Below are 24,660 nucleotides of genomic sequence, written 5' to 3' on the forward strand. Positions count from 1 at the left end.
GCATTCATGTTTAAAATTTATTGAATTGATATTTTTGAGTTTTCACCTTATGAATTCATTTTGGTCTAAATTAATTTCTGCTGTAACACATACGCTTTTAAATGAATTAAAGAAAAATCAATCAAAAGATCAAACAGATATTGCAACCGCAACAGATGATAATGACTCGAATAATATTGGCTTTGCTCAGGATAAAATTTCACATATTAGCCCAGCAGGTGTCGAGTTAATTTGTAATTTTGAGGGTTTAAGTCTAGAGGCTTATTTAGACAGTGCAAATATTTGGACTATTGGTTATGGAACGACTATTTATCCAAACGGTCAGCGAGTTTCACAAAATGACCAATGCACACTCAAGCAAGCACAAGAATTTATGCTCCATGATTTACAACGTTTTGAAAAAGCAGTCGCTAGAGCAGTTCAAGTTTCAGTGAATCAAAATCAATTTGATGCCTTAGTGTCTTTAACCTATAACATTGGAATTTCAGCATTTCAGAGTTCAACATTGTTAAAATATTTAAATGCTGTTGATTTTAAATCTGCGAGTGATCAATTTGATGTATGGATTAAATCAGGTGGAAAGACTGTACAAGGTTTAGTGAATCGTAGAGCGATTGAAAAAGCAAAATTTTTGTCTTAAAAATTCTTTGAGTTTATATGTGCAGGCTACAGTCTTAGATATCTTATTTAACATAATATACATTATGCGAAATTTAAAATATTATAAATAATACAAGGATAATGATGATTTATCTACTGATAATATTATTGATCAGTGAATTAAACCAATTTCTTGAAATAGTTTTTTATACGCTTCAGCTTTTTGTTGCAATGGTAAAGGATACGCTCGTGAAGATGATGGCATACGATATAAAGTTATAGAACGCCGATCAAATACAGTTTGAACTGAATGACCAATCTGTGGCTTTTCTGCACTGTCCATCATAGATAACATCAAAGTATCTGTGGCTTTATCACCTGTGGTCATAATATTGTTGCATTCAGGCATTTGATCCAACAGTAATTTTAAGTTAGTTGGTGTTTCAATCTGCAAAAATTTGTCTGATGCATTGCCTTTTAAACGAATCACTTGATACGCTGTGTCAAAAATTGCAATGCCTTTGTCATTTAAAAAATCTTTAATCAATTGTTCTTTAAAGTTTTTATTCGGCAAATCTAGAAAATAGTCTTTATCATTAAAAAAAATTAATCCAAAAATCCGCCACATATCATTTTGATAATTCGGATAATAAAAATCCATTTTCCAGCGAATTTTTGGTGGTGGAAAACTTCCTAACATCAAAAGCTTAGCATTGGGTGGTAGGAATGGTTTTAGTGGATGGTTTTCTATAATTTGATCTGTCATTTATAACAATATTTGTTCATCTGTATGACTTATTTTAACATTTTCATAAATAGCAGTAGATATGTATTTTTAAATTTTACATTAACACGTTAAAAGACAAAATAAGTCTGTTCTTTCATTAATTTATATAAATATATGCATCTATATAGGTGTCAAGTATTTAAAATTTAAGATAAAAATAGGGAGCTTTTGCTCCCTGTTCTTTAATTCTTTTCACGATAGTATTGATGTTTTCTTTTTGAGTTATGTTTCCAATTTTTTCCACCATAGCAAGAGAATGGTGTAAGGTCTTCCCAAGAATCAAATATCTTACAACGCTTATACCTTAATCTAATACGATAAGTTTTGTATTCAATACGATGTAAGAAATAAAAACTTTTCTCCTGCTTTGTACTAAAATGGCGATACCATTTATCTTGGCGATTAGGAAAAAATTCATCATCATAATCACCAGTTAACCCCTTTTTAACAACTTTTACATATTGTTGTTTAAGGCATTTAAGTTTATCCATATTTCTCTCATTAGGTAGTTGAAACCTAATAGAGAGTTCTTGCGTAGTAATTCATATTTTATGTTCTTGTTAAATTTCACTTATTTTATCACAGGAATTTGCTGAAAATAAACGTTGAAATTTCTTTTGCCCAAATCTGATAAATCTCTTTACTTGGATGAAAACCGTCTTTTGCCATTTGTAAATTTAAAGTTTTAAAATGTGCTAAATCAAACTGAATTAATTGATAGCGCGTTGCATCCTGTTGTAATGGTTTATTTTGAATAAAATTTGCTAATTTCTGATTCATGGCACTGGAATATTGTCCAAACAACCATCCCAAAGGATTTGGCAAAGCAGGAAATAAGTCCATTGGTGGCACGGATGTCACTAATATTAATTGTGGTGAAAACTTATTTTCAATTTCAGTATAAAACTGTTGTTGTAACTGAAGCCACTTTTTCGGTGCAGTGAGTTTAGTCACGTCATTCACGCCAACTGAGCTGATGATAACATCAAAGTGTTGTTTTTCTAGTAGCTGTGTTCGCTCTAAAACTTGTACTGTCGTATCCCCTGTTTTTGCTTCAAGTTGATAGCTGATTTCAAAATCTTGTTTTAACTCATGTAACAGTGAACCAAGCAAAGCATCCTGTTGATGTTCAACACCTACACCTGCCGCAGCAGAATCACCAAGGATTAATATGGATAGCGGTTTGCCCTTCCCCATTGTTCCCTGCCTTTTTCCCTGTGGCTCAGATAAGCGCAGCGTGTTTTTCTTTACTCTATAACCTTGTATAAGTAGTGTAGGAACTAGAGTAAGTGTTACGATTTTGAGTTTTAACATATTTTAAATACTTAGGTTGTTTATATAGAAAAGACTCTTGCGAGTCTTATCAAATACTTAACCGAGTTTATTGACAATTTTCAACGGTAAAACTTTCATTGCCAAGCCAAGCGGTAACCACGGCCATTGTGGGACATACGCTTTAACAGGTTGTTTTTCAATGGCTTTGACCAATAAGTGTGAGCCTGTTTCAACATCCACTTCAAAAGGTAATTTTTTCGCACCTTCATTGATTTCGGTACGGATATAGCCTGGGAAAATCGTAGAAACTTTGATTTTGGTATCAATCAGTTCTGCACGAATGCCTTCTGCCAAATGTGCAACTGCTGCTTTACTTGCACCATAAGCCGTCAAATGTTTTGGCATGCCACGAATGGCGCTCATTGAAGAAATCACCACCAAATGCCCAAACTTTTGCTCACGGAAAATTTCCACAGCCGCTTCACATTGTGCCAAAGCAGAAATGAAATTGGTTTCAACGGTCGCACGGTTAATTTCAAATTTGCCATTGCCTATACGACGTCCATCACCTACACCCGCATTGACAATAATGCGGTCAATGATGCCAAAGTCTTGTTTAAACTCACGGAATACTTGGAATACTTGTTCGTAATTGGTCACATCCAAAACTTTAGCAATGACTTTTACACCGTATTTAGATTCGAGTTCTTGTTTTAAATCTTGCAAGCGTTCTAAACGACGTGCACATACTGCTAAATTATAGCCTTTTTGGGCAAATTCACGTGCCATTCCTGCACCTATTCCTGAACTTGCGCCTGTAATTAAAATAGTTTTTGCCATGAAATCTTCCTGAATATTTTCTGTTAATTTTTTCAATTTGTTTTAATGGATGAATATCAAATCCATGTCAGCAATTGCGAATCTTCCGCCTTGATAAAATGATGTTCATTTAAACTCAAGAGCTGTGGTTCATTGCCCACCAAACGTAAAGTCGTTAAACTTGCATTGGCAATTGCCCAATTCAAAGCAAAGGTTTTATTTGGACTGAGTTCGAGTAATTTACCTGCCGCCACAGAAACCACGCCACCTGAAGTAAATACCACAGCATAACGTGGCTTGCTTTGAGCGAGTTCATCACATAGATTTTGTAAGGCTGTTTCGACACGGTTTTTAAAATTTGGCCATGATTCATCATATTCATGATGATAGTCGCCCCCTGTCCAACGTCCAATTGCACCTTCAAAAATTTTGGCTAAATATGCACGTGGGCTTTCCTCTTTTGCGACTTCTTCACGTAATAAATGCGGCTCATTAAAACGTGGGTCATATTGGGCAAACACTTGTTGATGATTAAATTCATTCCAAGCACTATCTGTAATAATCTTGGCTTCAGGAAAACATTCAGCCAATGCAAAATTCGCCGTTTGTTGATGGCGTTGCATTGAACCTGCCACGACATAAGGTTCTTCTTTCAAAATTTTATTGAAATATTGACCCAATACTTTTGCCTGTAATTCCCCATTGGGTGAAAGTTTGTCATAACTTGCCGCACCAAAAGACGCTTGTCCATGACGAACCAAATAAATTGTGGTCATTTTGCTAAAATTTCCTTCATTTTTTCCATATATTTATGTGCAATTTCATTGGCTTCGAGTTTTTGTAAGCCGATTAGTTTCAGCGCACGGATATGTAAGGCATGAATCACAATCCAAAAATCTTTAAATGCAGGATTATTGGTTTGTTTGTGGTAGTAACGATAATAAATCTGTTGCGCAATCACCGCTAAACGGAAAATACCGAACACTTCATAAAATGTCCAATTTTCGGGCTGTAAACCTGTTTTCTGCAAATAGTAGTCCACCACTTCTTTACGGCTAAACATCCCTTTTAAATGAGTCGGTTGGCGACGGGTCGATTTAAAAATCTGATTGTCAGTGTCTTCGACCCAATAGGCTAAGGCTGCGCCCAAATCCATCAATGGATCGCCAATGGTTGCCATTTCCCAATCCAATACGCCAATAACTTGTGTCGGATTTTTAGGGTCAAGAATGACATTATCAAAACGCCAATCATTATGAATTAAACAACTTGTTGAATCAGCAGGAATATTTTCATTGAGCCATTTACGGACAAACTTAAAACTTGGCACATTGATGGTATGGGCTTTTTCATAACGAGAGTCCCAACCTTCAACCTGACGACGGCAATATCCATCCCCTTTGCCTAATTGCTCAAGTGGCGTACCTTGATACGGAACTTGATGTAACTCAATCAGTTTGTCCAAAACATTGATACAGAGTTCACGGACTTCTGTTTCACCAAATTTTAATTCAGGTGGCAGTTTGGCACGTGGAATAATGCCTTCAATACGTTTCATGACATAGAAATTACAGCCAATCACGGATTCATCCTGACACAATGCCACCATTTCAGGTAAAACAGGATAATACGGTGCGAGCCAAGTCTGAACGTTATATTCACGTGCCATGTCATGTGCAGATTTGGCTTTGGTTCCTTTGGGTGGACGACGTAAAATTAAATCGGCATTTTCGTATTTTAAACGATATGTCCAATTTGACGCCCCACCTGAATATTGAGTGACTTCCACAGGTCCTGAAATTTCAGAACCATTTTCAATGAGCCAATTTCCCACTGCACGAACATCAAGTTCTTCGCCTTCTCGGACATTTCCACCTACATCAATCACTGACATGCTTTTTCCCAGATTTTGTAAATTTTGAATGGTGTGTATTTTCCTATGTCTATATTTACATAGGAAAATGACATTGCAAATCATTTAAATAGCTTACTTCTTATGTGAACCGTAACCACGTTTTTTCAATTCAAGTTTGGCAATCATGCCTTTATGCACTTCATCAGGACCATCAGCTAAACGTAGAGCACGAGCCTGTGCAAAAAATCCTGTCAATGGCGTATCACGTGACATACCTGCACCGCCGTGAATTTGAATTGCCATATCCACCACTTTTTCAAGTACCGATGGCGCAACGACTTTAATTGCAGAGATTTCAGTCAATGCCGCCATATTCCCTAAAGTATCCATTTTATAAGCGGCATACAAGGTCAATAAACGTGCCTGATCAATCGCAACCCGTGCTTCGGCAACGCGTTCGAGATTGCCACCAAGTTTCAAAATCTCTTTGCCAAATGCACTACGGCTCATGCCACGATCAATCATGAGTTCCAAAGATTTTTCAGCCGCACCGATACAACGCATACAATGGTGAATACGTCCCGGTCCTAAGCGCCCTTGTGCAATAGCAAAACCTTGTCCTGCTCCACCAATAAAGTTGGATACAGGTACACGGACATTATCAAAACTAACTTCGCCGTGACCATGTGGTGCATCATAATCTCCAAAAACAGGCAACATACGTTCAATAGTCACGCCTTGCGTGTCTACAGGAACCAATACCATCGAGTGTTGTTGATGGCGACTTTTTGTTTCGTCAGGGGTATGTGCCATGAAAATAATGATTTTGGCATTAGGATCGCCCAAACCTGAAGACCACCATTTACGACCATTTAGAACGATTTCATCACCATCCACCACAGCCGTTGCTTGCATATTGGTTGCGTCCGATGAGGCAACATCAGGTTCAGTCATACAAAAAACAGAACGAATTTTTCCATCAAGTAAAGGTTTCAGCCATTGTTGTTTTTGCGCGTCTGTTCCATAGCGCCATAACACTTCCATGTTGCCACTGTCAGGCGCGTTGCAGTTAAATACGGTTGGCGCAATTAAACTGCGTCCTGAAAGTTCTGCAATATGGGCATATTCTTGTACAGATAAACCCTGACCGAGTTCAGGACAAGGCAAAAACATATTCCAAAGCCCTGCTTGTTTGGCTTTATTTTTTAAAACCTCAAGTTGAGTAGACCATTGCCATTTGGTCCAATCTCCACCCTGATTAAGGTGATGCACATCATTCCAAAATTCTGTTTCGATGGGTTCAATTTCATTTTTTATAAATGCTTTGGTGCGTTCTACAAAGTCCTGCGCACGTGCTGAAAGTTCAAACATCCTGCTGTTCCTATTATTCAATAAAAGTAAAATACTGATCGAGTCAAATATAAAATGTTTGCGTGATCAATCTTGCTTTACATTACCTTAACTGAAAATATATTATGAACCAAATGATTTAATTCCATAGCAGATTATGAATAATATTCATTCTAAAAACACCTTGGATATGGCAATTTTCCACCAGATGGATATCAATTTATATCCACTGTTTTTGACCATTTATGAGCAAAAAAGTATTTCCAAAGCGGCTCAGATATTGTGTATTACCCAATCTGCGGCGAGCCATGCCCTGCAACGGCTTAGACAACATTTACAAGATGATTTATTTGTTCGTGCAGGCAATAAAATGTTGCCAACGCCTTTTGCTGAGCAGATCTATTTACCTGTCAAAAATGCTTTATTTGTCATTCAAAATATTTCCAAACAAACACAATCTTTTGATCCAAGTATGTTGAATACTTTGAAAATTGCGGTTCATGATGAAATTGAACCGATTATTTTTCCGCAACTGGTACAACATTTTCAACAGCAACAATTGGATATTCAATTTTTCAGCAGTAAACTCGACCGTAAAAATGTTGTGGCTGACCTTGCCTCGCAGCAAATTGATTTTGTGATTGATCTCGAACAAAATTATGGTGAGCGCATTTTGTATCATCCTTTGGTTCAGGATCAGTTTGTGATTTGTACCCAGCAAACTATAATGAACAGCGATCTATATTTTCAGGCACCACATATTGGAGTTTCATCACGCCGTACAGGCTTGTTATTGGAAGATATTTATTTAAATAAAAAACAATTCAGCCGACAAATTTTTATGCGTTGTCAGCATTATTCAACCGCCCTACAAGTGTTGTTACAGTATCCTGAAGCGGTGTTGACGATTCCACGACAAATTTTGTCGCATTTAAATATTGATCTAAGTATTTATATTCATGAACATCCGATTGAACTGCCTTTTTTAAATATGGGGATGTATTGGAATAAAGATTTGAATGAAAATTTGAGACATAATTATTTGAAAAATGAAATATTTAAAATTTTTACTTAGGCTATTTTATTATATGGATCAGTCATGAATACTTAACTAAAGTCACTGAAATTAAAATAATATTTTTCAATTAGGAGAAAATCAACAGTCGGTTAGTATGCTTTCTTTTTCTTTAATTTATTTAATTTTTAAAAAACTTAGGCTATTTTATCGAAAATAAAAGAGCAAACATGCAATATGTCTGCCCTTTCGTCTTTAATATGCCAACTGAATCAGCATTCTAAAAAATCCTGCAATAATCAATAAAGTCAGAAAGCCACCGATCCAAAGCACAATAAACCATTGAGTCTGAGATAATTTCAATTTTCATCTCCTTTGCGTTTATTTAAAGTGAATGTCTTTGTTTTCAGTCACTCAGACATTCACCCGATTTAAAATAACAACACCTGATTAATGATAACCGTCATCACCAATACGGACTTTGTCACGGAATACCCAATACGACAGTCCTGTATAGATCAAAATAATTGGTATCAAGATCAATGCGCCAATCAAAGCAAAAAGCTGACTACTTTCAGGAGCAGCGGCTTCCCAAATGGTGATGGATGGTGGAATTACATACGGCCAAAGACTGATCATAAAGCCCGTATAGGCTAAGAATACCAATGCCAAAGTATAAATAAACGGGCTTAATTCAGCGCGTTGTTTACATGCACGTAATACCAGCCATGTAAAAATCACCACTAAAATCGGGACAGGACTGAAATACATCAATTGAGGCTGACTAAACCAACGCGCAGCAATTTCAGGATGTGCCATAGGTGTATAAATACTGACTGCACCAAAAATCACAAATAAAGCAATGATCATTTTCGGCATGAGTTTGTACATACGATCCTGTAAATCAAGTTCGGTTTTAAAAATCAACCACGCACAACCCAATGCAGCATAAAGCACCACCACGCCAATGCCTGTAAAAATAGTAAATGGTGTTAACCAATCCAGACCACCACCTGCATACATATGATTTTCGACTTTAATGCCTTGAATATAAGCCCCCAAGATCATCCCTTGAAAGAAACTCGCCAAGATTGAACCGCCAATAAAGGACTTGTCCCAAAAATGCTTGGTGCGATTGGCTTTAAAACGAAACTCAAATGCCACACCACGGAAAATCAAAGCAATCACCATCAAAATGATGGGCATATACAGTGCAGACAACACTGTCGCATAGACCAAAGGAAATGCCGCATATAAGGCTGCACCACCGAGCACCATCCACGTTTCATTACCATCCCATACAGGCGCAACGGTATTCATCATGACATCACGTTCGTGTTGGTCTTTGAAGAATGGGAATAAAATCCCTATGCCTAAATCAAAACCATCCAACACCACATAGATAAACACGCCAATGGCAATGATCACAATCCAAATCAGAGATAAATCAATCATTATTTACGCTCCTGTTCATTGCTATTACCAGCATTCAAATCTGAGTCAACGCTTTCTTCTACACTGGTCAATGGACGTTTCGAGGCAAGAATCACCGCCTCTTCGCTATGAATTGCACCTTCTGGCGTTGCATGAATAAATTGCGGACCTTTATGCATCAGTTTCAGCATGTAATAAATCCCAATGCCAAATACCACGCAGTACACCACCACAAAAATGATTAGTGTTAGTCCCACTTGCTCTGCCGATACAGGCGATAATGCATCTTTGGTTCGCATTACCCCATAAACCACCCACGGTTGACGTCCGACTTCAGTGGTAAACCAACCCGCAAGTAGTGCAATAAATCCTGATGGACCCATCACAAAAGCAAAACGATGCAACCATTTATTTTCATACAGCTTGCCACCTTTACGCAAAATCAAGGCAAAGAATGCCAATGCAATCATCAACATGCCAAGCACGACCATAATGCGGAAACTCCAGAACACCACCAATGAATTTGGACGGTCTTCTTTGGCAAATTCTTTTAAGCCTTTGACTTCACCATCCATCGTATGTGTCATGATCAGGCTTCCAAGATTAGGAATACCAATCGCATATTTGGTTTCTTCCGCTTCCATATCAGGAATACCGAATAAATATAACGGCATGCCCTCGCCTTTATTGGTTTCCCAATGTCCTTCAATCGCAGCCAATTTTGCCGGTTGATGTTTCAAGGTATTTAAACCGTGGTTATCGCCAATCAACACTTGTAATGGTGCAAGGATCAGGATCATCCACATTGCCATAGAAAAAGATTTTTTTACCAAGGCATCACGGCGACCTTTGAGTAAATGCCATGCCGCAGTTGAAGCGACCAATAAAGCAGACACTAAGAATGCAGCCGCAGCCATATGTGCTAAACGGTATGGAAATGAAGGATTAAATACGATGGCAAACCAATCGGTTGGAACAATAATGCCGTTTTCAATCGCAAAGCCTTGTGGTGTCTGCATCCAACTGTTTGAAGACAAAATCCAAAACATGGAAATACAAGTACCTATCGCCACCATCGCTGTTGCAAAAAAGTGAGCACGTGGACCAACACGCCCCCAACCAAACAGCATAATGCCAAGGAAACCTGCCTCAAGGAAAAAGGCACTCAACACTTCATAGGTCAATAAAGGTCCTGTTACAGAACCAGCCACCCGTGAGAACTCGCTCCAGTTGGTACCAAACTGATAGCTCATCACCACACCTGATACGACCCCCATACCAAATGCAACCGCGAATATTTTCACCCAAAATTTAAATAAGTCCTGATACACAGGGTCTTTGGTTTTTAGCCATCGCCATTCTAAAACAGCTAAAAAGCTTGCTAAACCAATTGAAATAGCTGGAAAAATAATATGAAAAGACACTGTAAAAGCAAACTGAATACGTGCCAGTTCTAGTGCTGTAAGTCCTAAAGTCATAACATCACCTTACTGTTTTGAGGCAGTTCAATGCTAAACACTGCACAGGAATATTGTTGTTTTACTAAATCAGCATAAACGCTCGTTTTATTACTCGTCTGTTGCTTTATGTTTGTATTTTTTTTAACCAAACCTAAGCTCAAGATGAGTATATTTCTTCCCACCATTTTTGGAAATTTTTGCAATTTCATGATAAATCTCTACATAATAAATTCGTAAATTGATTGCTTTATTCTAAAATTTAGAACAAAAAATCATTGAATAGTTTTATGCAAAGCTGAACGGCGGGGCTCGTCCTTGGGGAATTAAATAGAGACGCTGTAAAGCAAAATAAACATGCTGAAATGTTTTGCTATAAGCAATCAATCTGACTTGTAAGCGTACAAAGACTTCACTAATACCAAACTCGGGTGGTAAGACTAGATTGCCATAGACCACACAATATTGACATTGATGATTGATATCATGCTGATGATCGTGATGATCTGAGTTTTGCGCAGACTGATCTAGGTGTAGATAATGATGAATAAAACTGGTTTGATGTACAGGATCTGATTCATCACCGTCAGGATGCAATAAAGAATGCGTAATGTGTTCACAGACCGGAGCAATTTGATATTGCTCAGGCAATAGCGGCTGTAAGAAAACCGCAATCTGTAACAATACTGTTGCAAATGCTAGCAACAGCCCACTACGTCTTAGCACAATTGATTGCTCATATTGAATAAAAGGCGGTGCTGAATAACAACTTGAAAGATACTCAATACTAGATTAGCTATACTAAATTAGACAATATTGAATAAAAACCAAGCACATTACTCAACTTTACTCTTTCAACTATAGTCCATATTTTTAGGTTTTTAAAGCCTATTTCATGTTTTTATTGCAATACCTATATGTTTTCTAAATAATATTTAAATCCTGATAAAATAAGTTCAAGCAGCGTTATAAATACTTGAAATATTGAATTCAAAGCAGATGTTGATAAGCAGGATAAAAAATAGCTGCAAAGCTAACACTAACGAAAACCACCCAGAACAGAACATTTGACCATTTTAATAAAAATAATCGTCTTTCATTTAACTGAAAATTTTCCATATTAAAATAACTTTTATACCAAAAACCTGTATAAATTTTTGCACTCGGATTTTTAATTTGTAGTTGTTGTAAGAAAGCACTATACATTTGATATTTATTTTTGAGAAAAAATACTTTCTTGAACGTAAAATCCAATTCAAACATTCGAGGATAATCTTGTAATTCCTTCTTATGTATTAATGTATAGCGTATTTCCATCCGATGTGTTTTCCCTACCGAGACCATATGAACAGAATCAATATCACAATAATAAATCTGCTCAGTTGAACCATCTGTAAAAAGAATCACGACAGTATCAAGGTGAATCTGAAAGTTTTGGATGATTGCTTTGGATTGAGATGTAGATATAGTTCTATAAAACAAAATAAAAATTGGTAAAACCAACAACAGACTCAAAAAGATGGTGGTATGTACCTCCATAAATACCTCAGGATCAAGGAATTTGATAAACTCGAATACATCTTCAAAAATTGTGTAAAAAACAATCCACACAAAAAAGATTAATTGCAAAATAAAAACCAAAATAAAATATTTAATGATCATACTCACAACATATGCAGGCTTACCCTTGAGTGGTAAATCAAACTGCTGTTTATAATACTTAGTTTTAAAAGTTTGATCTTTGCGTAATTGGCTTTCTATAACCTGTTGTTCCATCCACTGCTGTCTTAAATGATGTAAATGAATTTTATTGGGATCAAATTTTTTGTGATGTTTACGATGTCGTAGCTTAGCCATTTATATAATTTTGCAAAAACAATAGTATGATATAACAATCATAAATCAGCAGTAATATCATGTATACAAAAGCGAGTGATCAATCACTCGCTTTACTGACAATATAAAAATCAATGAAAACTATTTAAAAACTTTAAAACGTACTTGATCTTCAATATATGTTTTTTCTGTTGCAGGTGCTTCAATAGAACCAAAGACGAATTGTGCGCGCAATTTCCAACTCGCAGGAATCTCCCATTCAGTATGAACTTGATCATCTACGATTGGATTATAATGCTGTAAAGAACCACCTAAACCTTCTGTATGCAATGCTGTCCATGTCGCAAACTGAGCAATTGCGGTTGAATGCTCTGACCAAATAGGGAAATTATCTGCATATAATGGAAATTGATCCTGCAAATGTTTAACTACATCCACATTTTCAAAAAATAAAACCGTTGCAAAACCTGCTTTAAAGCTTTCAATACGTGTATTGGTTTTTGTTGCAGCAACTTCATCCACAGCATAGCTACGCAATTTTTCTTTCACCAATTGCCAAAATTTTTCATGTTGTTGATTAAATAAAATAACAGCACGTGAAGACTGGGAGTTAAACGAAGATGGGCTTTGCTTGATTGCATTTTGAATTAAGGCAGTTAACAGCTCAGGTGTTTGCTCAACACGGCGTCCAATCGCATAAATTGTTCGTCTATTTTAAATTAAATCTAAAAAATGATTCGACATTTTTAAAAATCCTTTGCTATTTTCTCGGGGAAATACCAGATAACGCCAGTCAAATATTAAGCAAAACTAAACAATGTGAGTTTGATAACACTTTGCTTATTAGAACAAAAAAATAGTGAAAAATCTTCTTTTTCATATATAAAAGATCATGATTTATATATCATTTTTTGAAAAAAGATGTTCTCTGATATAAAAAATGCCAATACAAAATTGGCATTTTCATTAAAACTTAATCATGTTTATACCATTCTTGGAAATTAACATAATATAAGAGGTTTGTTTTTTGACGGAGTCTTACATCTAAAGTTTATATTTAGGGAATAACCTTCGGCTCGACCTACTTTTGTTTTGGCAAAAGTAGGCAAAACCATTGTCATCCACAGAACTCGACAAATACCGCAAATTGATTAATGTATTGCAAAAACATTATCCATCATGAGTAGTCTTGCCTCAAACAACTGTGGATGACGTTTCCGCGTCTTAATTTATAATTAGAAGCAGAAAAAATCATTCCAAAAATATATTATAAAACTTTTATTAATTGGTGTTATTTGACATTTGGATGAACCATTTTTTCAGGTTGTACAACCTCATCAAATTGTTCTGGACTAACAAAGCCCAACTCCACCGCGACTTCTTTTAAAGTTTTGCCTTGTTTATATGCTGTTTTTGCAACCTTTGCTGCATTTTCATAACCAATCACAGGATTTAAAGCTGTAACTAACATCAATGAATTATGTAAGAAATAGTCTATTTTTTCACGATTTGGCTCAATCCCTACTGCACAATGCTCGTCAAAACTATTACAAGCATCACCTAATAATTGAATAGATTGAATTAAATTAAATGCAATAACAGGCATAAAAACATTCAGTTCAAAATTTCCAGATGCACCAGCAAAGTTAATCGTTGTGTCATTGCCCATGACCTGTGCAACCACCATTGTCATTGCTTCACATTGTGTTGGATTTACTTTCCCTGGCATGATACTTGAACCAGGCTCATTTTCAGGAATATGTATTTCACCAAAACCACAACGCGGTCCACTTGCCAACCAACGAATATCATTAGCAATTTTATTTAAACTCGCAGCTAAAGTTTTTAACGCGCCTGAAGCAAAAACAGCAGCATCACGCCCAGCTAAAGCCTCAAACTTATTTGGATTACTGATAAATGGTAACGAGGTTAAAGCTGACAATTGTGCGGCTGCTTGTTCAGCATAATCAGGGTGAGCATTTAAACCTGTACCCACAGCTGTACCGCCTAAAGGTAACTCATACAACCAAACCAGTGCTTGCTCTAAACGCTTAATACCATTGTCCAGTTGTTGCACATAACCACTAAATTCTTGTCCCAAAGTTAAAGGCGTAGCATCTTGTAAATGGGTACGTCCAATTTTAACAATATCGTTAAAGGCTTCTGACTTTGCATGCAATGTGTTTCGCAATCTTTGTACAGCAGGAATAAGTAATTCATTGATGTGTAATGCAGCAGCAACATGAATAGCGGTAGGAAATGAGTCATTTGTAGACTGTGCACGATTGACATGATCATTCGGATGAACTGGCTTTTGTGAGCCTAAAGGATTGCCTAATTTTTGGTTGGCGATATTCGCAATGACCTCATTACAGTTCATATTGCTTTGTGTGCCAGAACCTGTTTGCCAAACAACCAAAGGAAATTGGTGATCCCATTGTCCTGAAATCACTTCATCTGCGGCATCTACAATATAATTTTTAAGCTCATCTGGAATTTGTTTAAGTTCTGCATTTGTAATTGCAGCAGCCTTTTTGACTAATCCCATCGCACGAATCATGGGACATGGTAAATGCTCATGACCAATTTTAAAGTTTTGTATACTACGTTGTGTTTGCGCACCCCATAATGCTTCACTTGGGACTTCTACCTCTCCCATGGTGTCATGTTCAATACGTGTCTGCATACTCACCTCTTGCTCACTTAATAACGATTTATCATGATGTTAAAATGCTATTTTTATTGCATTTGCTGCATGCTAATCAATATTAATACAATTGTAAACAATAATCATTATCAAATATGGCTTAATTTAGCCATGATTTAATGTATTTTGATAAAATCGCCATTCATCTTGGATCATTGTGCTTAAGGAGCGCTTCGCAGTCCATTTAAGTATATTTTCAGCCTTGTTGCTTTTTGAACCTACTTGAGCGAGTTCTTGGTAGATATAACTTGCATCTACTGTGTGAATTTGAGCTTGTGTCACTTCAGCAACAATATCAATTAAATTTTGAATTGAGCTAGGTTGCCCTGCGATATCAAAACTTTCACAGATATTAAACTGGTTTTGCAACCACAATATACTGGCTTGAACTGCATCACATACATCCAATACATGAACAAAACTTCTCTCAACTGTTCCATCCGCAGTTGCAGCTTGGTTTTGTAACTCAATCACATCTCTTTGCTGCGCTGCGACTTGTAAAAGCATGGGTACAATGTTTTTCGGTAAAGGATTTACAAACTCGCCCAATACGCCATGTTCAAACGCTCCCACAACATTTGCTAGACGTAAAATCGCAATGCGCCATTCATTGTCAGTTTTGCATGTATCCTTAATAATTTCCTCAATCATTTGTTGAGATTTAATGTAAGGATTTTCATAAGAATAATTAAACTCAACCGATTCATCGAGCTCTAAACTCGACTTTCCATAAACAGCTAAACTTGATAAATGAACTAAAGTTCGTACACCTGTACGTTGCATTGAGCGTAATAAACTCATAATACAACTCACATTATCATTATAATATTCAAGTGGTTTTAATTTAGACTCTTCAAGTGCCTTAAACCCTGCGGTATGTACTACAGCATCAATCGAATATTGCTCAAAAACTTTATTTAAAGCGGGTGTATTTCGAACATCGATTTTGACAAAAGGAATATACATTCCTGAAATATATTCAAGTCGTTCTAAAGTATGTAAATTTGAATTGGCTAAGTTATCCACAATGACGACCTCTTGCCCTTGAGCAAGCAAGCTTATCACCACGTGCGAGCCTATAAAGCCTAAACCACCAGTCACTAAAATCATTGTATACTACCTATTTTTATCAAGTGTAAATGACATTGCCTTTACCATCTAATCTTCAAGTGAAGTTTCAATGAGTACTCTATTACTAATCACCTCTACGCCTAATTCAGTTCATGCTTGGCATGCCTTAGGCTTAGCACAGGCTTTACAAGCAAAAAATCAAGATTTTCGTGTTTTCTTCTATCAAGATGCTGTCACTGTTGCAAATGGCTTGCAGTGGGTGCCTGATGATCAACGTAATTTAACCCATGAATGGCAACAGCTAGCCATACGCTTACCTGTTTGTGTCAGTGCTGCCCTAGCACGAGGTATCACAGATCAGGAAAATGCTAAACGTCATCAAATTTCAACACATAACCTTGCCGAAGGCTTTGAGTTAGTCGGCTTAGGAGAACTTGCAGATGCAGTTGAATCCTGTGATCGACTCCTTCAATTCTAAGATGTTATTTTCAATTAAGTGTTGCAATTAAAAGGTAAATTGTGTGAAAACTGTACTCGTCATTTTAACTCACCCAAACCTCAACCATTTACAAGTCAATGAAAGTATTTCAGCAACAATGGTTTTGGCAACTTTTGGTAGTGAAGTCAAAGTCTTACTTAAAGAATCAGCACTCAGTTTACTAAAATCTGATCTGCTTTTTGATGCAAAAAAACATCCATTTAAATTGGCATCTAATATGCTAGATAGTTTTGAGTTCTATGATCTCACCCCTATTTTGGTAGAAAATAAGGATAAAAATTCAGTTTTTGTTACGTATTCACAACAACAAATTGAATTTATTGATTTAAATCCAGAATTCCTCCACGATTTTGATCATGTGCTGTATTGGTAAACGCAGAAATAAGAGAATATAAATGTCAGAACCTACTTTATTTTTAATGCAATCTGAATTTGCGAAAACATCAGCACATATTGAACAATTCAAGATGATGAGTACCGCTCAAGATGTTCTTGTTTTAATGGGAGATGCGGTTTTATTTGCAGATGATGAACGCTTATCTGATGATTGTCAGATTTATATTTTGGCTTCAGATCTAGACTTATGGGTGGCTGATTTACCGAAATATATTAAAGTGCTTTCTTATGCTGAGTTTGCGGACTTAATTTTAGACTTTAAACGTTGTATCAGTTTAAAATAATATTTTGTTTGATTTTATTAGATAGGTTCGCCCTATCTGCTTAGGCTATTTTATGACTTTAGAGTTAGACCAAGATGGGCATTTGGTGGATTACACCATTTGGGATGAAAGTGTTGCTCAGCAATTAGCACAAAGTTTAGATTTAGAACTGAATGCTTGGCATTTTGAAATTTTACAAGCAGTTCGCCAATTTTACGCTCAATTTGGGCATTCTCCTGCAACGCGCCCCTTGATTAAGTTTCTCATGAAAACAGTGAATGCTGATATCAATAACGCCATGCTACAAGACAGATTTAATACAGGTTTAGTTGCCCGTCATTTAAGTCGCTTAGCTGGCGTTCCGAAACCTGCTAACTGTTTATAACACGCTATTTTATGATGACTTCGCTGTTATATTTTCAAGCACATTAAAAATAGGTTTGATGTGCTTTGCTTGTAGAGGTTCACCACAATCTGAACAGATCAGCACAGGCTTTAACCGATGTTGACAAGGTCGATGCACAAACTCAACTGGACGTTCAAATTTTGGATCCATCCATTGCTCTGCCCAATGCGCCATCGTCAATAATACAGGATATAAGGCATGCCCTTTTTCAGTCAGTTGATATTCAAAGCGTTCTTGTTTTTCTTTATAAGGCGTTTTGACTAAAATTTCATGCTCAACTAAACGCTTTAAACGTTCTGACAAAACATGCCGAGTTACACCTAAACCTTGTTGAAATGCATCAAAACGACGCACACCCATAAATGCATTTCGAATGATCAAAAATGTCCAACGGTCTCCGATGACAGATAAAATACGTGCAATTGGACAAGGTTGCTCACCGATATCATCCCACTTCATTAGACGCTCAACTTTTTGAATTTCTTTGGCTTAATGTAATGATCTCGTCATACTTTTTAAAGTATTATTTTTAGTCATTGTTAAATATAATGTTTGATCATACAACGTATTACTTGAATTATGACGTGAAAACTAAAATTGTAATGACAATGTATATCTTTATGAATTACATTTAAAATAAAAAATCACTCTTTATCTCATTGAAAATAAATATTTTTTAAATTTGATATTGTTCCAATCTCTCTATAATATTTAAAAAGATTTAATTTTTTAAGAATAAAGATATGACGATTTCAAGTAATTCTAATGTAACAAATGAAGTAATTTATTCCTCATCAGATGCTCATGAAGAACTAGAAATGATTCATATTCCAAAATCAAAAGTGAATGAAGTTAAACAATATTTAACGCAAAAAGCGCAAATGAAAAAAGTACAGGAAATTGCATCGATTGCTGTTTTTGAAGCAAAGACGTCGATCTCTATTCCACTTGCTCAAACTAAAATTGCTGCTGGATTACCCTCTCCAGTACAAGACCATACTGAACAATCAATTGATTTTAATGAATATCTTATTCGAAACCCAAATACAACTTTTGTCGTTAAAGTTGCATCATTGTCGATGCTTGGTGCAGGCATTGATGTAGATGATGATTTGATTGTAGATCGTAGCATAGAGGCAAAAAATCGTAATATTGTCGTAGCCTTAGTTGACAATGACTTTACAGTTAAGCGTTTGATGATCGACGGTGATAAAAAATGGTTACAAGCAGAAAACCCTGAATTTCCAGATATTCATTTTAACGAAGGTCAAGAAATGCTGATTTGGGGTGTCGTAACACGTGTGATTAAAAATTTAAAATAGCTCTTAACGCTCAGTTTTTCTGTTTTATTACTTGTAAAACGAAGCAGTATTTGAGCTTTTGCAGCATGCAATAAGCTATTTTTTTAGACAATTTATACTTATTTTGGACGTTTACAATTTTCAAAAGTTCTGAATAGAGTTTTAATATTACAACTTGCTCATGTTATCCTACCCTAATTGATTAAATCGCATGTATGAGTCAACTGTTTAAACATTTGTATTGATTCACATCATTTAATTCATTGACGACTAAAGGGTGTCACTTTCTAGTATGAACAATCTATTAAAATGGTTTGAAAATCGCGTTGATCCCTATCCAAATGAGGGGCTCAATGAACCTTTGCCTAAAACATTTTTTGCTTTTGTTTGGCAGGCTGCTACAGGTGTAAAAAAGTATTTAGCTCTGCTGATTCTATTTACTGCGGCAACAGCAAGTTTTGAAGCTATATTTTTCTCACAGATTGGGCACTTAGTCGATTGGTTGACACAGTCTACACCTGAAACCTTTTTAGAAAATCATCAGAATAATTTAATTATTTTGGCGACATTCTTAATTGCCAATATTTTCTTTGCAAATATGCAATCTATTATTCGTCATCAGGTACTTTATAGTAGTTTTCCGATGCGTTTGCGTTGGAGGTTTCATAATTTATTGCTACGTCAAGGCTTAGACTTCTTCCATAATGACTTTGCAGGACGTTTGTCCGCTAAAGTCATGCAAACCTCATTGGCTGTACGTGAATTTTGGGTCATTTTGGGTGACATGGTCACTTATGTCGTGATTTATTTTATTACGATTAGTGTGGTACTTGGCGCAATTTCTCCAATTTTATTGGTTCCCTTACTCATTTGGTTAGTGCTTTTTATTTCGGCTGCTTATTATTTTATTCCTCGTTTAGGTAAAGTTTCTAAAGCCCAAGCTGATGCACGTGCTGAAATGACAGGTCGTGTAACGGATGCTTATACCAATATTCAAACGGTTAAGTTATTCGCACATGCAGGTCGTGAAAGTCAATATGCCAAAGCCTCTATGCAAAAGTTCATGGTGACTGTATTTCACCAAATGCGTTTAGGCTCAATGTATGAAATTTGCATTAATTTACTCACTTTTGTTTTGTTTTTTGGCGTGCTGGGTACAGCCGTTTGGTTATGGTTGCAAGGTCAAGCTGCGATTGGTGTAATTGCTGCGACAACTGCTATGATCTTAAAACTCAATAGTATGGCTGAGTTTATGATGTGGCAAACTTCAATGCTATTTGAAAATGTCGGGACAATTCAAGATGGTATGAATACGCTCGGCAAACCGATTAAAATTCAAGACAAAGAAAATGCTCAGCCCTTGCAAATTCAACAAGGTAATATCAAGTTTCAAGATGTATGTTTTGCTTATAACAATAAAAACGTGATTGATCACTTTAACTTAGATATTAAAGCAGGTGAAAAAATCGGGATTGTTGGGCGTTCTGGCGCAGGAAAATCTACTTTAATCCAACTTCTTTTACATTTCTATGAAATCAACCAAGGTCGTATTTCTATTGATGGGCAAAATATTGAAGATGTAACTCAAGATAGTTTACGCAAAAATATTGCTTTGGTTACACAGGATACTTCTCTATTACATCGAACTGTAGCAGAGAATATTAAATATGGTCGTCCAGATGCAACCGATAAAGAAATGTTTGAAGCTGTAAAAAAAGCCAAAGCTGAAGAGTTTATTCCTCAACTTTCTGATCTACGTGGTCGTACAGGTTATGATGCTTATGTCGGTGAACGCGGTGTAAAACTTTCTGGTGGTCAACGACAACGTATTGCTATTGCTCGAGTATTTTTAAAAGATGCACCTATTTTAATCTTAGATGAAGCAACCAGTGCTTTAGATTCTGAAGTTGAAGCTGCTATTCAATCAAGTTTAGATGATTTGATGCAAAATAAAACAGTCATTGCAATTGCACATCGCTTATCGACCATTGCCCAAATGGATCGCTTGATTGTTTTAGATCAAGGTAAAATTGTGGAACAAGGTCGTCATGAAGATTTAATCACCCAAAATGGTATTTATGCAAGTTTATGGCAAAGACAAACAGGTGGTTTTTTAGTTGAACAACAGCGTATGAAAGAAAAGGAAGATAAATAAATGTTGTATTTAGAAGATCTAAATGTGGGCGATCAATTTCAAAGTCGTGAATATGAAATCACCTTAGAAGAAATTTTAGATTTTGCTCAAAAATACGATCCTCAAGTTTTTCATACAGATCCAGAAAAAGCTAAAAACCATCCTATTTTTAAAGGAATTGCAGCCAGTGGTTGGCATACGTCAGCCATTGTCATGCGGCTTTGGACAGAATGTTTTCCTGTTGCTTATGGCTTGATTGGTTCAGATTCTAATTTACGTTGGCCACGACCAACTCGCGCAGGCGATAAAATATCAGTTGAAGTTGAAATTGTTTCCATCACGCCATCAAAAACCAAAGCTGACCGCGGTATTGTGAGTTATATCACACAAGCAAAAAATCAAAATGGTGATATTTTACTGATTTCAACAACTAAAATTGTTGTTTTTAATCGACATTTTCAAGAAAATTAAAAGCTAAATTTTGTCTTACAATTTTTATGGTTTTTGATTAGAATCATGACAATATGTAATTTAAACACATATGTTGAGAGCAACGGATAGCATATGAAGAACACTTCAGCTCGCCAAGATCAGGGAATCCCTGGTGTTTATGGACTTTTATTACTAGATATTGTTTCTAGATGGGGCTACAGCGCTGAAACTTTTTTTGCGCCTTTTTCTTTTAATAGTGAACAGTTGGCAGAACCCGATTTTCGTATTCCGACACCTATTGCAAATGAATTAGTCAAACAAGCGCTAAAGCTAACAGGTGAAAGTACATTAGGCTATCAAATTGGTACGCAAATGCGTATTTCAATTCATGGTTTTATTGGCTATGCCATTATGACAGCAAATGATATTACCGATGCGCTTGTACTTGCGAACCGCTTTATTCAACTGCGAATGCCATTTTTACAATTGTATTTTTCTACTTTTGGTGAAAAAGCAACTTTACAATTGCAATGTGATATCGATATAGAACCATTAAGAACTGAAATTTTAATGGGTCTAACCTTTGGCATTATGACGATGGCGCGCGCACTCACAGGTATAGACGATTTACGAGGTGATATTGACTTTGACTTCCCTAAACCTGAAGGCTTTGATAAATACATTGATAAATTGCAAAATCGCTATCAAATGCGTTTTGAGCAGCCGCATTTAATTGCAAGTTTTGATAAATCCTATTTAGGTTTAAAGATGGTCAATGCAGACCCTATCGCTAGCCAGATTGCTATCAATCAATGTGAAGCGGAGCTTTCTGCAATTGGTGAACGTCGTCGCTTATCTATGCGTGTTCGCGACATTTTGACGCATTCAGAACAGCATTATTTAAGCATTGAAAATGTTGCTGATCGCTTGCACATGTCAGACCGAACTTTAAAGCGGCAACTTGCAGCTGAAGGAACTTCTTTTTCCACCTTAGTGGATGAAGTTCGTTATCGTCATGCAACCTCTTTACTGTCACGAACAGACTATACACTTGAGCAAATCGCAGATGAACTTGGCTATAGTGATGTTGCAAATTTTAGCCGTGCTTTTAAACGTTGGAGCGGACGCAGTCCAAGCAATTGGCGTAAAGACCCATATCTATAGCATTTTTAAATCTTTTGTTTTGTAACAAAAACCTGTATAACACGTAGAAAAATAAATTGAAGTCTTTTTAAGGAGTCAACATGAATCATCCTGCTGAATTGAAGTATGCAGCAACACATGAATGGGTACGTATTGAAGGTGATCTGATCATCACAGGTATTTCTGATCATGCACAAGATGCTTTAGGTGATCTTGTTTATGTAGAAAGCCCAGAAGTTGGTCGTCAAATTACCGCAGGTGAAGCTGTTGGTGTTGTTGAGTCTGTAAAAACAGCTTCAGATATCCATGCGCCTGTTTCAGGTACAGTTGTAGAAATCAATACAGCGCTTGAAGATGATCCAGATTTTGTGAATGATGCACCTTATGACAAAGGTTGGATCTATAAAATCAAAGCCGATAATATTGCCGATGTTGAAAAATTATTAAGTCATACTGAATATGAAGCGGGTTTATAAATCATAGATTTTTACCCTCTGTGAAAAGGAATCTTTTTAGATTCCTTTTTTTTACATCTTTTAATTGAATTTTCCACTATACTCACGTTCAACATTGTATTAAAATTAAACAAAATTTCTTTGCTTTAAATGACAGCTTTTTTTGCTGCCTCGCTCTCTCCCAACATTCAGGTTATTTATGTCAACTGTAAATGCGCAACATTTATGGAATAAATCCTTTATTCTTTGTTTAGCCAACAACTTATTTTTATTCATTTTTTATTTCGCACAAACCACAATTCTTCCTATTTATATTCTGCAAGATTTAAATGGTAGTTTGTCACAAGCAGGTTTAGCGATGACCTTATTTATGGTTTCGTCCATTGCTGTGCGTCCATTTAGTGGATTAATCATTGAAAAATTTGGGCGAAAAAAAACGCTCTATATTTCAGAAACGCTCTTTTGTCTTTTTGCAATTGCGTATCTTCTTGCAGATAGTTTAACTATGCTCATGGTCATTCGCTTTTTACATGGCATCTGGTTTAGTATTTTAACCACAGTGACTGTGCCTATTGCCAATGACTTTATTCCTGAAAAACGTAAAGGTGAAGGAATGGGTTATTTTGTTATGTCTATTAATCTAGGCATTGTCCTTGGACCTTTAATGGGTTTGACATTGATTCAATCAACGTCGTACTTTACAGTGACCAGTATTTTAGCTGCGATTATTTGTTTAGGTTTTACTTTATGTTTCTTCATTCCAATACAAAATAATCGTGTTTCATCGCCACAATTGACCGCTAAACGCAAAATTAACATTCATGATTTTGTTGAAAAAAAAGCGATTCCTGTTTCTATTATGGCAATGATTATTTCTTTTGCCTATGCCAGCATTATGTCATTTATTTCTACTTTTGCAGCTTCACGAAATTTACTGGCTTATGCGAGTGTATTCTTTGTGGTATTTGCTATTTCGATGATGAGCTTACGTCCATTTACAGGAAAATTGTATGATCGTAAAGGTGCTAGTTATGTGATTTATCCAGCAATTGCTTTATTTGCTGTCGGTCTAGTCGTTCTCAGCCAAGTGGAAACTGTATTTGGTTTTATGCTCGCTGCTATTTTTATTGGTATGGGTTTTGGTTCAGCACAACCTTGTTTACAAACATTGGCGATTCAGCGTTCACCTAAGCATCGTATTGGACATGCAACCTCAACATTTTTCACATGCTATGATTTTGGAATCGCGATAGGCTCTATTTTACTTGGTATGATCATTACTCTTTTTGATTATAGCTTTGCATATTTATTATGTGCTGCAATTACCGCAGGTAGTTTAATATTTTATCGCTTTGCTGTGGCACATAAACCGACTTAAAAGAAAAATTTTCAGCCGCTTAAATGCGGCTTTTTTTACAGCTAAAT

29 protein-coding genes are annotated in these 24,660 nt (G+C 36.1%); 12 read left to right on the plus strand and 17 right to left on the minus strand.

Features of this window, described 5'->3' with window-relative positions; translation table 11 throughout:
- The first annotated feature begins 49 nt into the window (after positions 1 to 49).
- Positions 50 to 640, plus strand: coding sequence for a lysozyme (locus C9E89_RS07820; protein ID WP_107007683.1), 591 nt, complete (start codon positions 50 to 52; stop codon positions 638 to 640).
- Between the two features lie 132 nt (positions 641 to 772).
- On the opposite strand, the gene C9E89_RS07825 is transcribed toward C9E89_RS07820, so the two are convergent.
- The 7 genes from C9E89_RS07825 to C9E89_RS07855 all read right to left on the minus strand — a co-directional run bounded on the left by C9E89_RS07825 (position 773) and on the right by C9E89_RS07855 (position 6,707).
- Positions 773 to 1,366, minus strand: a complete 594-nt coding sequence (locus C9E89_RS07825) for a uracil-DNA glycosylase family protein (protein ID WP_107007684.1) — start codon at positions 1,364 to 1,366, stop codon at positions 773 to 775.
- A gap of 203 nt (positions 1,367 to 1,569) precedes the next feature.
- The gene (locus tag C9E89_RS07830; RefSeq protein WP_107007685.1) at positions 1,570 to 1,878 is read right to left on the minus strand and encodes a hypothetical protein; all 309 of its coding nucleotides are present in this window, start codon (positions 1,876 to 1,878) and stop codon (positions 1,570 to 1,572) included.
- 88 nt (positions 1,879 to 1,966) lie between these two features.
- The gene (locus C9E89_RS07835; RefSeq protein ID WP_107007686.1) at positions 1,967 to 2,701 is read right to left on the minus strand and encodes an SGNH/GDSL hydrolase family protein; all 735 of its coding nucleotides are present in this window, start codon (positions 2,699 to 2,701) and stop codon (positions 1,967 to 1,969) included.
- A 57-nt stretch (positions 2,702 to 2,758) separates the two neighbouring features.
- Positions 2,759 to 3,502 carry an SDR family oxidoreductase gene (locus C9E89_RS07840; RefSeq protein WP_107007687.1) on the minus strand — a complete coding sequence of 248 codons (744 nt, stop codon included), beginning with the start codon at positions 3,500 to 3,502 and terminating at the stop codon, positions 2,759 to 2,761.
- 56 nt (positions 3,503 to 3,558) lie between these two features.
- The gene (locus tag C9E89_RS07845) at positions 3,559 to 4,257 is read right to left on the minus strand and encodes a histidine phosphatase family protein (RefSeq protein WP_107007688.1); all 699 of its coding nucleotides are present in this window, start codon (positions 4,255 to 4,257) and stop codon (positions 3,559 to 3,561) included.
- Positions 4,254 to 5,375: a phosphotransferase family protein gene (locus tag C9E89_RS07850; RefSeq protein ID WP_107007689.1), complete on the minus strand. Its 1,122-nt coding sequence runs from the start codon at positions 5,373 to 5,375 to the stop codon at positions 4,254 to 4,256. The genes C9E89_RS07845 and C9E89_RS07850 overlap by 4 nt, the downstream gene beginning before the upstream one ends.
- A gap of 93 nt (positions 5,376 to 5,468) precedes the next feature.
- Positions 5,469 to 6,707, minus strand: coding sequence for an acyl-CoA dehydrogenase family protein (locus C9E89_RS07855; RefSeq protein ID WP_107007690.1), 1,239 nt, complete (start codon positions 6,705 to 6,707; stop codon positions 5,469 to 5,471).
- 136 nt (positions 6,708 to 6,843) lie between these two features.
- Here C9E89_RS07855 and C9E89_RS07860 point away from each other — a divergent pair, with 136 nt between their 5' ends.
- On the plus strand, positions 6,844 to 7,761 hold the full coding sequence (locus C9E89_RS07860) for a LysR family transcriptional regulator (protein WP_107007691.1): 918 nt from the start codon (positions 6,844 to 6,846) through the stop codon (positions 7,759 to 7,761).
- Positions 7,762 to 7,956: 195 nt separating this feature from the next.
- Here C9E89_RS07860 and C9E89_RS07865 read toward each other — a convergent pair whose 3' ends face one another.
- The 9 genes from C9E89_RS07865 to C9E89_RS07905 form a co-directional block, all read right to left on the minus strand.
- Entirely contained in the window at positions 7,957 to 8,064 is a 108-nt protein-coding gene (locus tag C9E89_RS07865) for a DUF2474 domain-containing protein (protein WP_107007692.1), read from the minus strand.
- A gap of 87 nt (positions 8,065 to 8,151) precedes the next feature.
- The gene (gene cydB / locus C9E89_RS07870) at positions 8,152 to 9,156 is read right to left on the minus strand and encodes a cytochrome d ubiquinol oxidase subunit II (protein WP_107007693.1); all 1,005 of its coding nucleotides are present in this window, start codon (positions 9,154 to 9,156) and stop codon (positions 8,152 to 8,154) included.
- A complete protein-coding gene (locus C9E89_RS07875) occupies positions 9,156 to 10,613 on the minus strand; it encodes a cytochrome ubiquinol oxidase subunit I (RefSeq protein WP_107007694.1) in 1,458 nt (485 codons plus the stop codon). The genes cydB and C9E89_RS07875 overlap by 1 nt, the downstream gene beginning before the upstream one ends.
- Positions 10,610 to 10,804 (minus strand): hypothetical protein, encoded by a 195-nt coding sequence (locus C9E89_RS07880; RefSeq protein WP_107007695.1) that lies wholly within the window; start codon positions 10,802 to 10,804, stop codon positions 10,610 to 10,612. Before C9E89_RS07880 ends, C9E89_RS07875 begins: the two co-directional genes overlap by 4 nt.
- Before the next feature lie 76 nt (positions 10,805 to 10,880).
- A complete protein-coding gene (locus tag C9E89_RS07885) occupies positions 10,881 to 11,318 on the minus strand; it encodes a DUF2946 domain-containing protein (RefSeq protein ID WP_107007696.1) in 438 nt (145 codons plus the stop codon).
- A gap of 264 nt (positions 11,319 to 11,582) precedes the next feature.
- Positions 11,583 to 12,449 (minus strand): hypothetical protein, encoded by an 867-nt coding sequence (locus C9E89_RS07890; protein WP_107007697.1) that lies wholly within the window; start codon positions 12,447 to 12,449, stop codon positions 11,583 to 11,585.
- Between the two features lie 120 nt (positions 12,450 to 12,569).
- A complete protein-coding gene (locus tag C9E89_RS07895; protein WP_228198998.1) occupies positions 12,570 to 13,130 on the minus strand; it encodes a nitroreductase family protein in 561 nt (186 codons plus the stop codon).
- 589 nt (positions 13,131 to 13,719) lie between these two features.
- Positions 13,720 to 15,114 (minus strand): class II fumarate hydratase, encoded by a 1,395-nt coding sequence (gene fumC / locus C9E89_RS07900; RefSeq protein ID WP_107007698.1) that lies wholly within the window; start codon positions 15,112 to 15,114, stop codon positions 13,720 to 13,722.
- 126 nt (positions 15,115 to 15,240) lie between these two features.
- Entirely contained in the window at positions 15,241 to 16,245 is a 1,005-nt protein-coding gene (locus C9E89_RS07905; RefSeq protein ID WP_107007699.1) for an SDR family NAD(P)-dependent oxidoreductase, read from the minus strand.
- A 70-nt stretch (positions 16,246 to 16,315) separates the two neighbouring features.
- Here C9E89_RS07905 and tusD point away from each other — a divergent pair, with 70 nt between their 5' ends.
- From tusD to C9E89_RS07925, 4 genes are read left to right on the plus strand one after another with little or no spacing between them, the layout of a single operon-like run.
- Positions 16,316 to 16,684, plus strand: a complete 369-nt coding sequence (tusD, locus tag C9E89_RS07910) for a sulfurtransferase complex subunit TusD (RefSeq protein ID WP_107007700.1) — start codon at positions 16,316 to 16,318, stop codon at positions 16,682 to 16,684.
- Between the two features lie 43 nt (positions 16,685 to 16,727).
- Entirely contained in the window at positions 16,728 to 17,078 is a 351-nt protein-coding gene (locus C9E89_RS07915) for a hypothetical protein (RefSeq protein ID WP_107007701.1), read from the plus strand.
- Positions 17,079 to 17,100: 22 nt separating this feature from the next.
- Positions 17,101 to 17,385: a DsrH/TusB family sulfur metabolism protein gene (locus tag C9E89_RS07920; protein WP_107007702.1), complete on the plus strand. Its 285-nt coding sequence runs from the start codon at positions 17,101 to 17,103 to the stop codon at positions 17,383 to 17,385.
- A gap of 52 nt (positions 17,386 to 17,437) precedes the next feature.
- Positions 17,438 to 17,749 (plus strand): TusE/DsrC/DsvC family sulfur relay protein, encoded by a 312-nt coding sequence (locus C9E89_RS07925; RefSeq protein WP_107007703.1) that lies wholly within the window; start codon positions 17,438 to 17,440, stop codon positions 17,747 to 17,749.
- 9 nt (positions 17,750 to 17,758) lie between these two features.
- Here the strand turns inward: C9E89_RS07925 and C9E89_RS07930 are convergent, their stop codons facing one another.
- A complete protein-coding gene (locus tag C9E89_RS07930; protein ID WP_107007704.1) occupies positions 17,759 to 18,229 on the minus strand; it encodes a winged helix-turn-helix transcriptional regulator in 471 nt (156 codons plus the stop codon).
- 290 nt (positions 18,230 to 18,519) lie between these two features.
- Between C9E89_RS07930 and C9E89_RS07935 the strand changes: the two genes are divergently transcribed.
- The 6 genes from C9E89_RS07935 (at position 18,520) to C9E89_RS07960 (ending at position 24,613) form a co-directional block, all read left to right on the plus strand.
- Positions 18,520 to 19,092 carry a LexA family protein gene (locus C9E89_RS07935; protein ID WP_378228274.1) on the plus strand — a complete coding sequence of 191 codons (573 nt, stop codon included), beginning with the start codon at positions 18,520 to 18,522 and terminating at the stop codon, positions 19,090 to 19,092.
- A gap of 271 nt (positions 19,093 to 19,363) precedes the next feature.
- Positions 19,364 to 21,226 (plus strand): ABC transporter ATP-binding protein, encoded by a 1,863-nt coding sequence (locus C9E89_RS07940; protein ID WP_107007706.1) that lies wholly within the window; start codon positions 19,364 to 19,366, stop codon positions 21,224 to 21,226.
- Positions 21,227 to 21,676, plus strand: a complete 450-nt coding sequence (locus tag C9E89_RS07945) for a MaoC family dehydratase (RefSeq protein ID WP_107007707.1) — start codon at positions 21,227 to 21,229, stop codon at positions 21,674 to 21,676.
- Between the two features lie 93 nt (positions 21,677 to 21,769).
- The gene (locus C9E89_RS07950; protein ID WP_107007708.1) at positions 21,770 to 22,801 is read left to right on the plus strand and encodes a helix-turn-helix transcriptional regulator; all 1,032 of its coding nucleotides are present in this window, start codon (positions 21,770 to 21,772) and stop codon (positions 22,799 to 22,801) included.
- Positions 22,802 to 22,881: 80 nt separating this feature from the next.
- A complete protein-coding gene (gene gcvH / locus C9E89_RS07955; RefSeq protein WP_107007709.1) occupies positions 22,882 to 23,256 on the plus strand; it encodes a glycine cleavage system protein GcvH in 375 nt (124 codons plus the stop codon).
- A 178-nt stretch (positions 23,257 to 23,434) separates the two neighbouring features.
- A complete protein-coding gene (locus tag C9E89_RS07960; protein WP_107007710.1) occupies positions 23,435 to 24,613 on the plus strand; it encodes an MFS transporter in 1,179 nt (392 codons plus the stop codon).
- The last annotated feature ends 47 nt before the right edge of the window (positions 24,614 to 24,660 follow it).

Origin of the sequence: Acinetobacter sichuanensis (assembly GCF_003024515.2) — a bacterium.
In the GTDB taxonomy this organism is placed as follows: Bacteria; Pseudomonadota; Gammaproteobacteria; order Pseudomonadales; family Moraxellaceae; genus Acinetobacter; species Acinetobacter sichuanensis.

Coding starts and splice junctions, on each gene's coding strand:
- C9E89_RS07820 (WP_107007683.1), top strand. CDS start 50: ATGAATTCATTTTGGTCTAAATTAATTTCTGCTGTAACACATACGCTT.
- C9E89_RS07825 (WP_107007684.1), bottom strand. CDS start 1,366: ATGACAGATCAAATTATAGAAAACCATCCACTAAAACCATTCCTACCA.
- C9E89_RS07830 (WP_107007685.1), bottom strand. CDS start 1,878: ATGGATAAACTTAAATGCCTTAAACAACAATATGTAAAAGTTGTTAAA.
- C9E89_RS07835 (WP_107007686.1), bottom strand. CDS start 2,701: ATGTTAAAACTCAAAATCGTAACACTTACTCTAGTTCCTACACTACTT.
- C9E89_RS07840 (WP_107007687.1), bottom strand. CDS start 3,502: ATGGCAAAAACTATTTTAATTACAGGCGCAAGTTCAGGAATAGGTGCA.
- C9E89_RS07845 (WP_107007688.1), bottom strand. CDS start 4,257: ATGACCACAATTTATTTGGTTCGTCATGGACAAGCGTCTTTTGGTGCG.
- C9E89_RS07850 (WP_107007689.1), bottom strand. CDS start 5,375: ATGTCAGTGATTGATGTAGGTGGAAATGTCCGAGAAGGCGAAGAACTT.
- C9E89_RS07855 (WP_107007690.1), bottom strand. CDS start 6,707: ATGTTTGAACTTTCAGCACGTGCGCAGGACTTTGTAGAACGCACCAAA.
- C9E89_RS07860 (WP_107007691.1), top strand. CDS start 6,844: ATGAATAATATTCATTCTAAAAACACCTTGGATATGGCAATTTTCCAC.
- cydB (WP_107007693.1), bottom strand. CDS start 9,156: ATGATTGATTTATCTCTGATTTGGATTGTGATCATTGCCATTGGCGTG.
- C9E89_RS07875 (WP_107007694.1), bottom strand. CDS start 10,613: ATGACTTTAGGACTTACAGCACTAGAACTGGCACGTATTCAGTTTGCT.
- C9E89_RS07880 (WP_107007695.1), bottom strand. CDS start 10,804: ATGAAATTGCAAAAATTTCCAAAAATGGTGGGAAGAAATATACTCATC.
- C9E89_RS07890 (WP_107007697.1), bottom strand. CDS start 12,449: ATGGCTAAGCTACGACATCGTAAACATCACAAAAAATTTGATCCCAAT.
- fumC (WP_107007698.1), bottom strand. CDS start 15,114: ATGCAGACACGTATTGAACATGACACCATGGGAGAGGTAGAAGTCCCA.
- C9E89_RS07905 (WP_107007699.1), bottom strand. CDS start 16,245: ATGATTTTAGTGACTGGTGGTTTAGGCTTTATAGGCTCGCACGTGGTG.
- tusD (WP_107007700.1), top strand. CDS start 16,316: ATGAGTACTCTATTACTAATCACCTCTACGCCTAATTCAGTTCATGCT.
- C9E89_RS07920 (WP_107007702.1), top strand. CDS start 17,101: ATGTCAGAACCTACTTTATTTTTAATGCAATCTGAATTTGCGAAAACA.
- C9E89_RS07925 (WP_107007703.1), top strand. CDS start 17,438: ATGACTTTAGAGTTAGACCAAGATGGGCATTTGGTGGATTACACCATT.
- C9E89_RS07930 (WP_107007704.1), bottom strand. CDS start 18,229: ATGAAGTGGGATGATATCGGTGAGCAACCTTGTCCAATTGCACGTATT.
- C9E89_RS07940 (WP_107007706.1), top strand. CDS start 19,364: ATGAACAATCTATTAAAATGGTTTGAAAATCGCGTTGATCCCTATCCA.
- C9E89_RS07945 (WP_107007707.1), top strand. CDS start 21,227: ATGTTGTATTTAGAAGATCTAAATGTGGGCGATCAATTTCAAAGTCGT.
- C9E89_RS07950 (WP_107007708.1), top strand. CDS start 21,770: ATGAAGAACACTTCAGCTCGCCAAGATCAGGGAATCCCTGGTGTTTAT.
- gcvH (WP_107007709.1), top strand. CDS start 22,882: ATGAATCATCCTGCTGAATTGAAGTATGCAGCAACACATGAATGGGTA.
- C9E89_RS07960 (WP_107007710.1), top strand. CDS start 23,435: ATGTCAACTGTAAATGCGCAACATTTATGGAATAAATCCTTTATTCTT.